Annotated in this window: 14 protein-coding genes and 2 tRNA genes; 11 read left to right on the top strand and 5 right to left on the bottom strand. The window is 39.7% G+C overall.

Annotated elements, in window-relative coordinates; translation table 11 throughout:
• The first annotated feature begins 12 nt into the window (after positions 1 to 12).
• Positions 13 to 903: an SDR family NAD(P)-dependent oxidoreductase gene (locus ACYU0V_RS01390; protein ID WP_002116932.1), complete on the top strand. Its 891-nt coding sequence runs from the start codon at positions 13 to 15 to the stop codon at positions 901 to 903.
• A 67-nt stretch (positions 904 to 970) separates the two neighbouring features.
• On the opposite strand, the gene ACYU0V_RS01385 is transcribed toward ACYU0V_RS01390, so the two are convergent.
• Together ACYU0V_RS01385 and ACYU0V_RS01380 are read right to left on the bottom strand one after the other, a co-directional pair.
• Positions 971 to 3,157 carry a SulP family inorganic anion transporter gene (locus ACYU0V_RS01385; RefSeq protein ID WP_068564004.1) on the bottom strand — a complete coding sequence of 729 codons (2,187 nt, stop codon included), beginning with the start codon at positions 3,155 to 3,157 and terminating at the stop codon, positions 971 to 973.
• Positions 3,158 to 3,454: 297 nt separating this feature from the next.
• Positions 3,455 to 5,803, bottom strand: coding sequence for a Tex family protein (locus tag ACYU0V_RS01380; RefSeq protein WP_002116875.1), 2,349 nt, complete (start codon positions 5,801 to 5,803; stop codon positions 3,455 to 3,457).
• 657 nt (positions 5,804 to 6,460) lie between these two features.
• Between ACYU0V_RS01380 and ompR the strand changes: the two genes are divergently transcribed.
• The 5 genes from ompR (at position 6,461) to ACYU0V_RS01355 (ending at position 10,968) form a co-directional block, all read left to right on the top strand.
• Positions 6,461 to 7,225 carry an osmolarity response regulator transcription factor OmpR gene (gene ompR, locus ACYU0V_RS01375; RefSeq protein ID WP_000060753.1) on the top strand — a complete coding sequence of 255 codons (765 nt, stop codon included), beginning with the start codon at positions 6,461 to 6,463 and terminating at the stop codon, positions 7,223 to 7,225.
• 17 nt (positions 7,226 to 7,242) lie between these two features.
• Positions 7,243 to 8,700 (top strand): ATP-binding protein, encoded by a 1,458-nt coding sequence (locus ACYU0V_RS01370; protein WP_311081488.1) that lies wholly within the window; start codon positions 7,243 to 7,245, stop codon positions 8,698 to 8,700.
• A 15-nt stretch (positions 8,701 to 8,715) separates the two neighbouring features.
• A complete protein-coding gene (locus ACYU0V_RS01365; RefSeq protein WP_311081491.1) occupies positions 8,716 to 8,856 on the top strand; it encodes a hypothetical protein in 141 nt (46 codons plus the stop codon).
• Between the two features lie 35 nt (positions 8,857 to 8,891).
• Positions 8,892 to 10,406, top strand: coding sequence for an acetyl-CoA hydrolase/transferase family protein (locus ACYU0V_RS01360; protein WP_002116671.1), 1,515 nt, complete (start codon positions 8,892 to 8,894; stop codon positions 10,404 to 10,406).
• 130 nt (positions 10,407 to 10,536) lie between these two features.
• The gene (locus ACYU0V_RS01355) at positions 10,537 to 10,968 is read left to right on the top strand and encodes a GNAT family acetyltransferase (protein ID WP_461849891.1); all 432 of its coding nucleotides are present in this window, start codon (positions 10,537 to 10,539) and stop codon (positions 10,966 to 10,968) included.
• A 169-nt stretch (positions 10,969 to 11,137) separates the two neighbouring features.
• Here the strand turns inward: ACYU0V_RS01355 and ACYU0V_RS01350 are convergent.
• From ACYU0V_RS01350 to ACYU0V_RS01340, 3 genes are all read right to left on the bottom strand, one after another.
• Positions 11,138 to 11,213, bottom strand: a tRNA-Phe gene (locus ACYU0V_RS01350).
• A gap of 126 nt (positions 11,214 to 11,339) precedes the next feature.
• Positions 11,340 to 11,415: transfer RNA gene (locus tag ACYU0V_RS01345), tRNA-Phe, on the bottom strand.
• A 106-nt stretch (positions 11,416 to 11,521) separates the two neighbouring features.
• Positions 11,522 to 11,905 (bottom strand): GNAT family N-acetyltransferase, encoded by a 384-nt coding sequence (locus tag ACYU0V_RS01340; RefSeq protein WP_002116928.1) that lies wholly within the window; start codon positions 11,903 to 11,905, stop codon positions 11,522 to 11,524.
• 102 nt (positions 11,906 to 12,007) lie between these two features.
• Between ACYU0V_RS01340 and hisB the strand changes: the two genes are divergently transcribed.
• From hisB to hisA, 5 genes are all read left to right on the top strand, one after another.
• Positions 12,008 to 12,601: an imidazoleglycerol-phosphate dehydratase HisB gene (gene hisB, locus ACYU0V_RS01335; protein ID WP_461848773.1), complete on the top strand. Its 594-nt coding sequence runs from the start codon at positions 12,008 to 12,010 to the stop codon at positions 12,599 to 12,601.
• The gene (gene hisH / locus ACYU0V_RS01330; RefSeq protein WP_461848771.1) at positions 12,601 to 13,218 is read left to right on the top strand and encodes an imidazole glycerol phosphate synthase subunit HisH; all 618 of its coding nucleotides are present in this window, start codon (positions 12,601 to 12,603) and stop codon (positions 13,216 to 13,218) included. The genes hisB and hisH overlap by 1 nt, the downstream gene beginning before the upstream one ends.
• Positions 13,219 to 13,369: 151 nt before the next feature.
• On the top strand, positions 13,370 to 13,918 hold the full coding sequence (locus ACYU0V_RS01325) for a DUF805 domain-containing protein (protein WP_461848770.1): 549 nt from the start codon (positions 13,370 to 13,372) through the stop codon (positions 13,916 to 13,918).
• Between the two features lie 86 nt (positions 13,919 to 14,004).
• Positions 14,005 to 14,646 (top strand): 3'-5' exonuclease, encoded by a 642-nt coding sequence (locus ACYU0V_RS01320; RefSeq protein ID WP_461848768.1) that lies wholly within the window; start codon positions 14,005 to 14,007, stop codon positions 14,644 to 14,646.
• 94 nt (positions 14,647 to 14,740) lie between these two features.
• On the top strand, positions 14,741 to 15,472 hold the full coding sequence (hisA, locus tag ACYU0V_RS01315) for a 1-(5-phosphoribosyl)-5-[(5-phosphoribosylamino)methylideneamino]imidazole-4-carboxamide isomerase (protein WP_130173052.1): 732 nt from the start codon (positions 14,741 to 14,743) through the stop codon (positions 15,470 to 15,472).
• Positions 15,473 to 15,499: the final 27 nt, after the last annotated feature.

The raw sequence follows: 15,499 nt of genomic DNA, 5'->3' as shown, positions 1-15,499 counted from the left end.
AGGTAAAATGCTGTGAATAAAAAATTAGAAGCTCTGTTCCAGGAAAAGGTACAAGATAAAGTCATTTTAGTGACAGGCGCCTCGAGTGGAATCGGATTAACGATTTCAAACAAACTTGCTGATGCTGGTGCCCATGTTCTACTGGTTGCCCGTACTCAAGAAACTTTGGAAGAAGTAAAAGCAGATATCGAAAAACGTGGCGGTAAGGCATCAATTTTCCCATGTGATCTTAACGATATGGAAATGATTGACCAAGTCTCTAAAGAAATTTTAGCGACTGTTGATCACATTGATATTTTAATTAATAACGCAGGTCGCTCTATTCGCCGTGCCGTACATGAGTCTTATGATCGTTTCCATGACTTTGAACGCACCATGCAATTAAATTATTTTGGCGCAGTACGTTTAGTTCTCAATATTTTGCCGCATATGATTCAGCGTAAAGACGGGCAAATTATTAATATTAGCTCGATTGGTGTTTTAGCAAACGCTACTCGCTTCTCTGCATATGTCGCATCTAAAGCAGCGCTTGATGCATTTAGCCGCTGTCTATCTGCCGAAGTTCATGCACACAAAATCGCAATTACTTCAATTTATATGCCATTGGTTCGTACCCCAATGATTGCACCAACTAAAATTTATAAATATGTTCCAACCCTTTCACCTGAGCAGGCTGCTGACTTAATTGCTTATGCAATCGTGAAACGTCCAAAACGTATGGCAACCAACTTAGGCCGCTTAGCTTCAATGACTTATTCTGTAGCGCCAGGCATCAATAATATGTTTATGTCGATTGGTTTCCGTTTATTCCCAAGTTCAGATGCAGCGAAGGGACAAAAAACCGAGAAATTAAACTGGGCACAAAAAGCTTATGCACGTATTTTCCCAGGTGAACACTGGTAATTTTGAGTTAAACTCATAACGAATAAAAAGCGCCTTAACTAAGGCGCTTTTTTAACTAAAGGACTGATCAATCAAGAAACTGAACGTGCCCTGTTTTTACATCGTAAATTGCACCCACAACTACGATCTCACCTCGATCAACCATATCTTTAAGCACGCTGCTATTATTAATAATGTACTGGATGTTGTAATGAACATTCATTGCTGTGACTTGACTAATAAAAGCATTACCTAATTCACGTGGCTGCATAATGTCATATACGCTATCAACCGAATGCATTAATGGTCCAAGTACATATTGAATATGTGGCATTTCCTTCACATCAGACACTTGCTTTTGCTCTAAACGCAATTGACATGCACTTGTTACTGCACCGCAATCGGTATGTCCTAAAACAACGATGACTTTAGAACCTTTAGCCTGACAAGCAAACTCAAGTGAACCCAATACTTTTTGCCCAGCAATATTACCTGCAATTCGTAAGCTAAACAGATCACCAATACCGACATCAAAAATCATTTCGGTAGGGGCACGTGAGTCCATACACCCAAGGACTGCTGCAATCGGATGTTGCCCTTCATCTGCAGTCACACGAATTTGTCGGTAAATATCTCGTTGTAGACGTTCATTTTTTACAAAACGTTCGTTCCCTTCTTTAAGTAGGTTAACGACCTGTTGTGGACTCAGCTTTTGTTGTAAATCATGCGTACTAATATCAATATCAAGTACCGCATCATCAACATCTTGATAGTGCTGTTTGAACCCGACCAATTTAAGGTTTACCTGACGTTTAATAGCCGTTTCACTTTGATAATCTTGAATAACTTGATAGATATCAGGATCAATCGAATCACACTGAGTTGCATCAATAATGAGTTGTTGATGTTTATGTACATGTTCTAATGCCGAAATAAGCGCAGATCGATTAAGAAAGGTGACTTGTGAAGGAAGCTCAATACGAGTCACTACACCATGCAAACGCTTCTCTCTATAAACACGAATACCTTTATTAAAATTGCCATAGAGAATAAAAGCACTACTGGTGAACAGACCAATTAAAATTCCCATTAAAAGATCGGTCAGTAAAATTGCAACTAAGGTAATAATAAAAGGTAAAAACTGTTTCCAACCTTTTTGATAAAGCTGTTTAAATAGTTTTGGATGAGTAAGCTTAAAGCCTGTGACAATAAGGATCGCGGCCAATGCAGACAAAGGAATCATGTTCATTAATGGCACAAAGAACAAAACCGCCAACAGCAACAATACCCCATGAATAATGGTAGAGCATTTACTACGCGCGCCTGTATTTGCATTCACCGAACTACGTACAATCACTGAAGTCACGGGCATGCCACCTATTAAACCCGAAACGATATTCCCTGTGCCTTGTGCCCAGAGTTCACGATTAGGAGGAGAAGAACGTTTCTGAGGATCGATTTTATCTGCTGCCTCTAAATTCAATAAGGTTTCTAAAGATGCAACGACAGCCAGAGTGATTGCCCCTGTGTAAATCATAGGCTCAGCTAAATAGCTAAAATCAGGGAAAATTAATACTTCTTCGGGTGCTTGTAAGATATTCGGTAATTGAATGAGATTATCTATTTGCACTGCCCATGCAGAGCCGATACTCACTAAAACAAAATTTAAAACTGCTGCTAGCACAACTGCAATTAAAGCCGAAGGTAAAGCTAATTTTTTAAGCGGACTGCTATCCCACGCTAAAATTAGAAATAAACTGAGCAAACCAATAAGCGCAGCACCTCCATCAAAACGTTGAAGGAAGGCATCTGGTGTTGAAGTCCAAACTTGTTTCCATGAAAAATCAGAAAGTCCAAACAGATAAGGCAATTGCGTGGCAATCAGGATGACACCAATAGCAGCTAATAACCCTAAAATGACATTATTTGGAATAAAGTTCGCAAAAAAACCTAACTTAAATAATCCAAATAGAATTTGTAGGACACCGGCAAAAATAATACATAATAAAAAGGCGGCATAATTGCCGCCTAATTGTTCTAACTGTACAAGGATGACAGCAGTCAGCCCTGCCGCTGGGCCTGCAACGCTAATGTGAGAACCACTTAGTAAACCCACAATAATGCCGCCCACAATACCTGCAATAATACCAGAGATGATGGGAGCACCTGAGGCTAAAGCAATACCCAAACACAGCGGTAATGCGACGAGGAATACGACAACTCCGGACAAGAGGTCTTTTAAATGAAATCTATTTTTCAGGTTTAAAACCGACATAAAACAACCATTTATAATATAAAGAAATAAGCAAAGTTGTACTATTACAGCCTGAAAGTGAGTAAATGCTTCAAGGCTGGGTTGATGATGTCTAACAACTGAATATCATTAAAGTTTAGTTATGCTATAACGTTGTGTATTTAATTGTGTATTTAACAACGATTTGTTGATCTTAAGATTCACCTCATCTTTACGACTGTTTTTTTCTTATTTCGCTTTTATATAATTATTAAAAAAGTAATATTTAACCCATAAAAAAAGCCTCCAATTGGAGGCCTTTTTATCAATTAAAGACTCTTATTTAGAACCTTTAATTCCTGCTTGTAATAACAATGCACCTAAACCACCAATCTTTTGTTCTTGTGGTTTCTCTTGCTTGCTACGCTGAGGGCGTTCAGCTTGATCTTTACGTGGTTGAGGACGTTTACCTTGAGGCTTACGTTCAAAACGCTGTTCTGTATTTTGTTCACGGCGTGGTGGACGCTGTGCTTTTACAGGTGCAGAACCTTCAGCACGCATACTTAAGTTCACGCGGTTACGTTCAACATCAACCTGCATAACACGCACTTGTACGATCTGGCCCGGTTTTACAACTTTATGCGGATCAGAAACGAATTCATTCGCTAATTCAGAAATATGAACTAAACCATCCTGATGTACACCAATATCAACAAAGGCACCAAAGTTTGTGACATTAGTAATCACACCCTCAAGTTGCATACCTTCAGTTAATTGGCCCACTTCAGTGATATCTTCGCGGAATTTAGCAGTACGGAACTCTGGACGCGGGTCACGACCCGGTTTTTCAAGTTCAGCTAATACGTCTTGTACTGTTGGCAAACCAAATTTGTCATCAACAAATTCATCAGCTTTTACTTGGCGAATGATTTCGGTATTACCAATGATGTCTTTAACAGTTGTCGCTTTTGCTGCAACAATTTTCTCAACAAGACCATAACTCTCAGGGTGAACCGCAGAAGCATCTAAAGGTTCAGAACCATTTTGGATACGTAAGAAACCAGCTGCTTGCTCAAAAGTACGCTCGCCTAAACGTGGTACGCTTTTCAAAGCTTGACGGTTATCAAAACGACCATGCTCTTTGCGGTATTCAACAATTTGCTGAGCAATCGCTTTGTTTAAACCCGCAATGTAAGCCAAGATTGCTGGCGAAGCAGTATTTACATCAACACCAACAGCATTCACACAGTCTTCTACTACAGCGTCAAGAGTTTTTGCTAAACCAGTTTGGTTTACATCGTGTTGATATTGACCTACACCAATTGATTTCGGATCAATCTTAACGAGTTCAGCAAGTGGATCTTGTAAACGGCGAGCAATCGACACTGCTCCACGAATTGAAACATCAAGCTCTGGAAGTTCTGCCGCAGCAAGCTCACTTGCAGAGTAAACAGATGCGCCCGCTTCACTTACAGTCACACGTGTTAATTTGAGGTCGGTGTTTGCAGCCATCATTTCAGCCACTACAGCTTCTGTTTCACGGCTAGCAGTACCATTACCAATAGCAATAAGCTCTACATTATATTCACGGCATAGACGTGCAAGTTCAGCAATAGAACCTTCTTTATCTTCTTTAGGCGCAAATGGATAGATCGTGCTATGAGCAAGTACATCACCTGCATCGCTTACTACCGCAAGTTTCACACCAGTACGAATACCAGGGTCAACACCTAAAGTAGTACGACCACCTGCTGGCGCTGATAATAATAAATGACGAAGATTTTCAGCAAATACCTGCATTGCTTCTGCTTCGGCAGTAAGTCGTTTCTCTGTTAGCAATGAATGCTCGATTTGAGGACGAACTTTACCCAACCAGAATAATTTTGCAGTTTGTTTTAAGAAATCTTGACGTGCTTGAGGTTGAATTTGCTCAAGGTTGTATTCAGTTTCAATACGCGCTAATGGTGCATCATCTTCACCATCTACTTTTAAACCTAATACATTTTCTTGACGACCACGTAACATCGCTAATAAACGGTGTGAAGGTAATTTGTTTAAACCTTCAGAAAATTCAAAGTAATCGCGGAATTTTTTACCGACTTCTTTCTTTTCTTCAGAAGCAACTGTACTTTTTAAAACCGCAGTTTTTGCAAAAGTTGCTTTTAATTCTGTAGTAAGCGCAATATTTTGTGCCCAATCATCAATCAGAATATGCTGGATCGCATCTAACTGACTTTCAACATCTGGATAGTCTTCATGACTAAAACCAGCCAATGCTTCTGTCGGGTCAACTTGTTCTGCAATAATTTTTTCAGCAATCGGTCCTAAACCTGCTTCTTTTGCTTTAAAAGACTTACTTGTACGCTTAGGACGATACGGTGCATAAATTTCTTCTAAAGCATTTTTTGTTTCGGCTGCATTCACCCGCGCCAACAAGTCATCATTCAATTTATTCTGTTCTTGCAATGACTGAATGACCTTTTCACGGCGCTCATATAAATCACGTAAATACGCTAAACGAGTATCTAATTGGCGTAACTGCGTATCATCTAAACCTTGTGTTACTTCTTTACGGTAACGGGCAATGAATGGAACACTGGCACCTTCGTCAATTAAGCGGATGGCAGCTTCTACTTGGTTTGGACGTACGGCAAGCTCACTTGCCAACTGCTGAACTAAGTCAGTCATCGTGTTTGATCCCACAAGGATAAAGTTTAAAAGCACTGATTATAAAGACCAAGCCCATAAAATCCACACTTGTTTGCGTATTCAAAACGTTTTTTTGTATTGACTCTGAATATTTATACTTTTTACGACTACTAGAGCACGCAAAAACAGTGATTTAAGTATGAAAAAGTTAAAACTGAACCCTACCTTTTAATCTTTAAAAAATATAAACGTATGACTTGTGTCATGAACGTGACAAAAAATTAATATAATTTATGAGAAATTGATCATATTGATACATAGCCCAAAAGACAAAAATATTAAGGTTGAGCACTACTTTATTCTTCTAATTTGTTATTTACTCAGTTTTTTTATCTTATTCAACAATCAAAAGCCTATTATATTTATTTCAAATAACTGATTTGAAACAATTAGTTATTACTATTAAGTAATTAGAAATTTATTGAAAATTTAACTATTTGTTGTTTTAGATCTATCTTTGCTAAATTATGGGCTTAAGATGTTGTTTTTTGGTTTCAAACCACCTTGAAAATTGTAATTTTGAGCAAATTGATACATAGTCTAAACAAGAACATCGGCATTATACTGAGGGCTTGTTGGCAATAAGCCTATCCGACCCAATAATATATAAATTATGACTTTAAAAGGGAGTACATCATGAGTTTAGTTGTACCTGCTGAACATCCTGAAACCGTACACAACGAAACGGATCGTGTCGAACGTATTTTAGTGGTCGATGACGATGTGCGTTTACGTACCCTCTTGCAACGTTTTTTGGAAGATAAAGGCTTTGTTGTAAAAACTGCCCACGATGCTTCGCAAATGGACCGCCTATTACAACGTGAGTTATTTTCACTTATCGTACTCGACTTTATGTTACCGGTTGAAGATGGTTTAAGTATTTGCCGTCGTTTGCGCCAATCAAATATTGATACGCCAATCATCATGTTAACAGCACGCGGTAGCGATTCAGACCGTATTGCAGGTCTTGAAGCTGGTGCAGATGACTACTTGCCAAAACCATTTAACCCAAATGAACTTTTAGCACGTATCCGTGCAGTATTACGTCGCCAAGTTCGCGAAGTTCCGGGTGCACCAAGCCAACAAGTTGAAGTTGTAAGCTTTGGTCCATGGTCTCTAGACTTGTCTACTCGTACGCTGACACGTGAAGGACAAATCGTTACCTTAACAACTGGCGAATTTGCAGTATTAAAAGCATTAGTACAACACCCACGTGAACCATTGACACGGGATAAACTGATGAACTTGGCGCGTGGCCGTGAATGGGGTGCAATGGAACGTTCAATTGACGTTCAAGTCTCTCGTTTACGTCGTTTAATTGAAGATAACCCTGCACGTGCACGTTACATCCAAACTGTATGGGGTGTCGGCTATGTATTCGTTCCAGATGGTGCTGAATAAGCTTGAGATAAGATAGAGTGAGTTTAGAACCAATCGCCCCACAGAACTTTACCGATTACGTGACCTACTCAGAACGTAAACGGACTCGATGGGAACGTTTTCTCGACAAAATAAAGCCACGTTCTGCTGCCATGCGTACCACTATACTGGTACTGCTGGTGGTGTTCTTTAGCTTATTTATGTCGTTATGGTTCTTTTGGCGAACTCTGTATTTACCTGAAATTCAACAGCACGCCCGTTATCTTGCGGTCGAGCTTGAGCTCGTCAATAATCCTGATATACGAATTTTTCATCGTGAAAATGAAGTAGATATTGATGCGTGGTTGCGTAATCGAGTCGGTATTGAATACGTTACCAACCCCAAAGAATATCCAAGTGTCCGAGAAAAGGTCATTGCCGAGTTTTTTACCAATCATGTCGAAAAAAAGCTGGCAAATGAGATTGGGACTAAAGACGTTACCGTTTACTTTCAGTTTAAACCGAGCCCACGCATTTGGATTCAAACACCTGAAATGCATGGGAACTGGGTTCGTGAGCCTTTAAAAACCTATGCCAACTACAGTCCTGAACTTTTAGTGGGTTGGGTCGTGGGTGTTCCATTACTGTCGGCTATCATTATTTTAATTTTGGTTCGACAGATGAACCGCCCTCTGCGTCGTTTGCAAAATGCTGCCAATGAATACAGTAAATCTGGAACAGCGCCGTACCTTGATACCAATCACGGTCCATTAGAAATTCGTCAAGTAAACCAAGCCTTTAATCGTATGGTCTATACACTCGATCAGACTGAGCGTGAACGACGTATTATGTTGGCAGGTATTTCACATGATTTACGCACCCCTCTTACACGCATACGTTTAACAGCAGAGATGCTGCCTGATGAGTTTTTGCGTGAAGGTTTGGTTTATGACGTAGATGATATGGATGCAATTCTTAATCAGTTCATTTCATACATGCGCGATGGTTCAGATGAGGAGTTGAAAGACACCAATATCAACATGCTTTTGCAAGAACTTGTTGTGCAATTTAAACCTCTCGATATTCAATTCGAGATGCAGGATGTACCTATTATTCCGGCACGTAGTCTTTCTTTAAAAAGACTTATTGCCAACTTGATTAATAATGCAAAACGCTATGGTGCTGAACCGATAGAGCTCAGTGCAAAAGTTGAAAATGAATCTATTTTAATTACCGTTGCTGATCATGGTGAAGGCATTCCGGCAGATCAAATTGAAGAGTTAATGCAACCTTTTGTTCGCGGTGACTCAGCAAGAACCATTCAAGGTAGTGGTCTTGGGCTGGCTATTGTTAAACGTATTGTCGATATTCATCATGGCGAGATTCAAATTCATAACCGTGAACAAGGTGGTTTAGAAGTTATTATTTCTTTACCAATCCCAAAATCGAGTACCGAAGAAAATACCTCAACCAATCCATTGGAAAAAATAAAACAAACTTTAAGTGAGCGCTTTTAATTTGATCAATCAGTAATTAAAAGCCTTGGTTTAACGACAAATAAAAATAATAAAAATCAATTAAATATAAACCATAAATATAATTTATACCGCCATTTATTTACAAAATTAGACCTTAGCCTAACACCTATGCACTTTTCAATTTTTCATAGCTAAAATCCCGTATGTTTTGACAATATTGAGGATGTCCAATGTCTTTAAGTCGTATTCGCCTAGCTTCTCTTCATGACAAGGTCATCAGTGCTGAACAAGCTGCGCAATTCATCGAAAATGGAATGACTGTTGGTATGAGTGGTTTTACTCGTGCCGGTGAAGCTAAAGCTGTTCCACAAGCACTTGTAGAGCATGCAAAGAAAAATCCGTTAAAAATCACGTTAATTACGGGTGCTAGCTTAGGTAATGACTTAGACAAACAACTCACGGAAGCAGGTGTTTTATCTCGTCGTATGCCATTTCAGGTAGACAACACTTTACGTCGTGCGATTAACAACGGCGAAGTTATGTTTATTGATCAACATTTATCAGAAACTGTTGAGCAAATGCGTAACCAGCAACTTAAACGTCCAGATGTTGCGGTGATTGAAGCAATTGCGATTACTGAAGATGGCGGCATTATTCCAACAACTTCTGTGGGTAACTCTGCAAGCTTTGCTATTTTTGCCGAAAAAGTTATTGTTGAAATCAACACCTCTTTAAGCGAAAGCTTTGAAGGTTTGCACGACATCTATATTCCAACTTATCGCCCAACACGTACTCCAATTCCATTGACAAAAGTGGATGAGCGTATTGGTACAACAGCAATCCAAATTGATCCTGCAAAAATTGTAGGTATTGTATTTAACGATACACATGACTCACCATCAACAGTAACTCCTCCAGATGATGAGACTCAAGGCATTGCAAACCACTTAATTGCTTTCTTTAATAAAGAAGTTGCAGAAGGTCGTTTACCGAAAAACCTTGGTCCATTACAAGCAGGGATTGGCTCTATTGCCAACGCTGTACTAACAGGTTTAAAAGATTCTGATTTTGAAGACCTCATCATGTACTCAGAAGTACTACAAGACTGTACTTTTGAACTCATTGATGCAGGCAAAATGAAATTTGCTTCTGGTAGCTCAATTACCCTTTCTGCGAAATGTGGTGAAAAGGTTTTTGGCAATATCGAAGCTTACAAAGACAAATTAGTGCTTCGTCCACAAGAAATTTCTAACCATCCTGAATTAGTTCGTCGTTTAGGGATTATCGGCATTAACACTGCGCTTGAGTTTGATATTTACGGTAACGTGAACTCAACTCACGTGTGCGGTACTAAAATGATGAACGGTATTGGCGGTTCAGGTGACTTCGCTCGTAACGCTCACTTGGCGATCTTTGTAACCAAATCAATTGCTAAAGGCGGCGATATCTCTTCTATCGTGCCAATGGTGAGCCACGTTGACCACAGTGAACACGATGTTGATATTTTAGTGACAGAGCAAGGTTTAGCTGACTTACGCGGTTTAGCGCCTCGTGAACGCGCTCGTGCAATTATCGATAACTGTGTACACCCACTTTATCGTGATGCATTAAATGACTACTTTGACCGTGCATGTGCTAAAGGTGGACATACCCCTCACTTACTTCGTGAAGCATTGTCTTGGCATGCAAATTTCGAAGAAACAGGTCAAATGCTTCAAGCAGCACCAGTTGCAAAATCAGCTTAAATCACTGGTTGAATCCAAGCACTCCTTCGGGGGTGCTTTTTTATTTGTTTAAATTATTAATAAAAAACTGCTCAAGCCCGAATTTTTATTTTATCTTTTGAGCACATCAAAACAAAAAGTAGAAATCCATATGTTTATTATTCGTCAATTTACAAATGCAGATCTGGATGATGTCGTTATTTTATGGGAAAGCTGTGGACTGACCCGCCCTTGGAATAATCCGGAAACCGATATTTTCAGGAAAGTCTCGCAACAGGATGATTTGTTTTTGGTTGCTATTAAAGATGAGCAACTGATTGGCACGCTTATGGGCGGTTACGATGGCCATAGAGGCTGGATTAACTATTTGGCTGTTCACCCCCACCAACAACGCTTAGGAGTCGCTACAGCGCTCGTTCAGCAGCTTGAGAAGCGCCTTATCGCTCGCGGCTGCCCAAAACTTCAATTATTAGTCCGTAAAGACAATTTGAATGTATTGAATTTTTACGAACAACTTGGCTATGATGAAGTAGAAGCCGTGTGTTTAGGAAAACGACTTATTCGTGATAGTTCTCATGATTAGAACCACGTTTCGGCTGAGCCATTTTTAGAAAGTTAAGGCGATATTGGGAATAACCCTCTTTGCTTGTGGATAAAATGAGATTTATACACAGGTAAAGTCTTAATCTTATTGTTAAATAAACAGGCATGAAAAAAAGCCCCATACATAATGTATGAGGCTTTTTCGAATATGGTGGCGAGACCCAGGATCGAACTGGGGACACACGGATTTTCAATCCGTTGCTCTACCTACTGAGCTATCACGCCGATGGCCTGTATTAAGCCGTATCTCAGAACAATAGTCAACAATTATCCTGAGTTTCTGATTTAAATGAGTATTTTTTATACTTAAAAAAAATCCCTGATGGGATCAGGGATTGAAAACACAAATAATGGTGGCGAGACCCAGGATCGAACTGGGGACACACGGATTTTCAATCCGTTGCTCTACCTACTGAGCTATCACGCCGAAGTGGGCGTATTAAACAATGTTTATAAGAAGACGTCAAGCAACTTCCGCGTTTTTTGTAACAAGTGATTATTTTTAAATCACAACTACAAAATAATAGAAATTTTTAGTGATGTAGTTTACCAATGTGAGCCAAACAGCGATGAATCGCGCCACAGCCTGGCTCAAAAGTTTTAACACCTTTTGACTCTTCTATGCGGCAAGCTTCTTCAACTAAGCGCTCAGCTACCCCACGACCACGGTTAGCAGGGTGCACAACAATATATTCAAGAACCTTGCTTTCGCCTTGTCCTGAAGACCAAATTGCACCTATAATTTTGGTGTTAAATTCGGCAGTGTATAGCGTGGTATACTGTTGTAAATCTTGTTCAAGTTGTTCAATCGCATCGTGCCCGTCACCAAACTCCGGGCTTGTATCATACAGTCGCTCAAGCTGATCGCGGATCTCTGAATTATCTAGAGAACTATAAGCATGTACGGTAATAGGCATTGATTAACCCTCCTGAGCAAACTATGATGCTGTCACGAATTCGTCACAGCGAAATTGTCGTTAACATCCAATCATTTTTGACGTTTTTTGAGGAACGTGTCCATGACGCAACGTATCAGTGAAGTGGTTAGAAATACCAATGAAACCAAAATTCGAGTTCGTTTAAATCTCGACGGTACTGGTCAAGGCACACTAAACACTGGAGTTCCATTTTTAGACCATATGATTGATCAAATCAAGCGACATGGCTTATTTGATATCGATATTCATTGTGACGGAGACCTCGAGATTGATGATCACCACACCGTAGAAGACTGTGGTATCACGCTTGGACAAGCTTTTGCCCAAGCTTTAGGCGATAAAAAAGGTTTAAAACGCTATGGTCATTTTTATGCACCATTAGACGAAGCTTTATCTCGCGTTGTTGTAGATTTATCTGGTCGTCCGGGTTTATTCATGGATATTCCATTTACCCGTGCACGCATCGGTACCTTTGATGTCGATTTATTTTCTGAGTTTTTCCAAGGCTTCGTAAACCATTCGCTTATGACCTTACACATCGATAACTTAAAAGGTAAAAATAGCCATCATCAAATCGAAAGTGTTTTTAAAGCACTTGCTCGTGCTTTACGTATGGCATGTGAAGTTGATCCACGTGCAGAAAACACGATTGCATCGACAAAAGGTAGCCTCTAATGACACGTATCGCGTTACTTGATTATGGCATGGGCAATCTACACTCAGCAGCTAAAGCACTTGAGCATGTGGGCGCTACAGTCGATGTAACCAATGACCCAAAGTTAATTGCACAAGCTGACAAAATTGTTTTTCCGGGCGTTGGTGCAATGCGTGACTGCATGCAAGGTATGCGTGAAGCAGGTATCGATGAAGTCGTACGTAAAGCCGCTTTTAATAAACCTGTTCTTGCGATTTGCGTAGGCATGCAAGCATTACTACAAAGTTCAGAAGAAAATGGTGGTGTAGACGCATTAGGTATTTTTGATGGCGTAGTAAAACATTTCCCTCAAATGGAAGGTTTAAAAGTACCACACATGGGCTGGAACCAAGTTCACCAAATGGACCCAAGCCATCCAATGTGGAACAACATCGAACAAGATGCTCGCTTCTACTTTGTACATAGTTATTATGTCGAACCAAAAGATCAAAGCTTAGTTGCTGCCACATGTGAGTATGGTGTGAACTTCTGCACAGCCATTCACAAAGATAATTTATTCGCAACTCAATTCCATCCAGAGAAAAGTCATACTGCTGGTTTGCAGTTACTTAAAAACTTTGTGGAATGGAATATTTAATATGATTCAAAACTGAAAAAGATCAGGTCGAGATGGCCTGATCTTTTTTTTTATTTATAATAACAACTAATCATTTATAGAATGATATTTTATTCAACAAAATATTGAATATTTATACTTTTAAATAAAACCAAATGATCAGGAAAACAAAATGAATTCACCTTTTGAAAATCAGCCACTTCAACAAGATTCACCCTTTAAAGCTAGTGGTCGTTTTGGACGACTCTCTTATGCTGCTTGGACATTCTTATTTTCACTCGTCATCGGTATCGCTGTTGTCATCATAGCTTTTACTTTTGGATTTACATCTAGTCAGGAACTAACAGGCCTTTCTACGGCAGGCATGATTGTTATCGCCATTCTTTATATTGTTTGCCTCTATGTAAGCTTTATCTTTACCATCCGCCGTTTGCATGACCGCAATAATACAGGATGGCTATCGTTACTGATGTTGATCCCTGCCGTAAACCTCATTTTTATGATTTATCTCTTTGCGGCAAAAGGTACGGAAGGCAATAATGATTATGGTCCGCAGCGCCCTACCCCTGCTTGGGAACGCGTTTTAGGCTGGATTTATATTGTCCTAATTCCACTTGCTTTTGTTTTTGCCATTGTTGCTACAATCATGGCTCCGACCTATGAAGGCTATGTTGAGAAAAGCGAAAGTGTGGTCATTGGTACACCGTCTCAATCTCAATAATTTTTAAAGAAAGTCATAAAGCCTAGTTCTCTAGGCTTTATTCATATATAAAGCTAATAGCTCAATTCATTTGTATGCTATTAAATATGTCCGAAGCCGTTGCCCTCCTTGATAAAGCCTCTATTCAGCAGCTCCCTCCTTTTGAAAATCTCACCTATCAAAATATTGTCGTGATTGAAAATATTGAGCAATGCAAAACTATTGAAGAAGAATTAAAAAATGCTGTAATTTTGGGATTTGATTCTGAATCTAAACCTACATTTAAAGTGGGTGAAATCTCAACTGGGCCACACTTGATTCAACTTGCTACAGCACAAAAAGCCTATTTATTTCATGTCAATTCATCGACTTTAAAATTCTTGCAGCCCATTTTATCTAACCCAAAACAAATTAAAGTTGGCTTTGGTCTTAAAAATGATAAGCACATTTTTCATAAAAAAGGCATAGAGCTAGAAAGTTGTGTTGACCTTGCCAAAGGATTTAGTCACTTTGGTTTTAAACAGCAGATCGGTCTACAAAAAGCGGTAGCACTGTTATTTGGACAATATCTGGCAAAGTCGAAAAAAGTCGGGACTTCAAACTGGGCACGAAAGCCACTTACATCTCAGCAAATAAATTATGCCGCCGCTGATGCTTATGCTGCATTACTGGTATTTGAAGAACTCAGAAACCAAAAACTATTACCCGCCCGCATTTCACAAACGATTCAAACCGTGCTTCAGGCGTAAAGTAATAAAAGTCTTTTCTAAGGCTTAGCGATTGATCAATACTTTGCTAAGATGTGCACAATTTCATAATCATGATGAAGCAAGGAGCGGAAGCATGCTAATCATTCCAGCAATTGACCTGAAAGATGGTAAATGTGTGCGTTTAAAACAAGGGCGTATGGAAGACGATACCGTTTTCTCTGACGATCCAGTTGCAACTGCCCAGCATTGGGTAAATGAAGGCGCGCGCCGTTTGCATTTGGTTGATTTGAATGGTGCTTTCGCAGGTACTCCTATTCATAAGCCTGTTGTTGAAGCGATTGCTAAAGCTCAGCCAGAATTACCAATTCAAATTGGCGGTGGTATTCGCTCATTAGAAACGATTGAACACTATTTAGAAGCTGGTGTGACTTTTGTCATTATCGGTACTAAAGCAGTTCAAGAGCCTGAATTTGTAGAAGAAGCTTGTAAACGCTTTGCTGGTCACATCATTGTTGGTATTGATGCCATGAATGGTATGGTTGCAACTGATGGCTGGGCAAACGTTACTGATGTGAAAGCAACTGATTTAGCGAAACGCTTTGCAGATGCGGGCGTGTCTAGCATTGTTTACACGGACATTGCACGTGACGGCATGATGCAAGGTGTAAACGTTGAGCAAACTGTAAACTTGGCTCGATACTCAGGTTTACCAGTAATTGCTTCTGGTGGTGTAACCAACCTTGATGACGTTCGTAACTTAAAAGGCCAACCGGGCATTTTAGGTGCGATTACAGGCCGCGCAATTTATGAAGGTACTTTAAATCTTCGTGAAGCTCAGCTTTTGTTGGATGAAAACCGTCTTTAATTTTTAAGATGTAAAAAAGAGCCGCTT

The organism is Acinetobacter sp. X9 (assembly GCF_054889255.1).
This window is presented reverse-complemented; position numbering and strand designations above follow the sequence as displayed.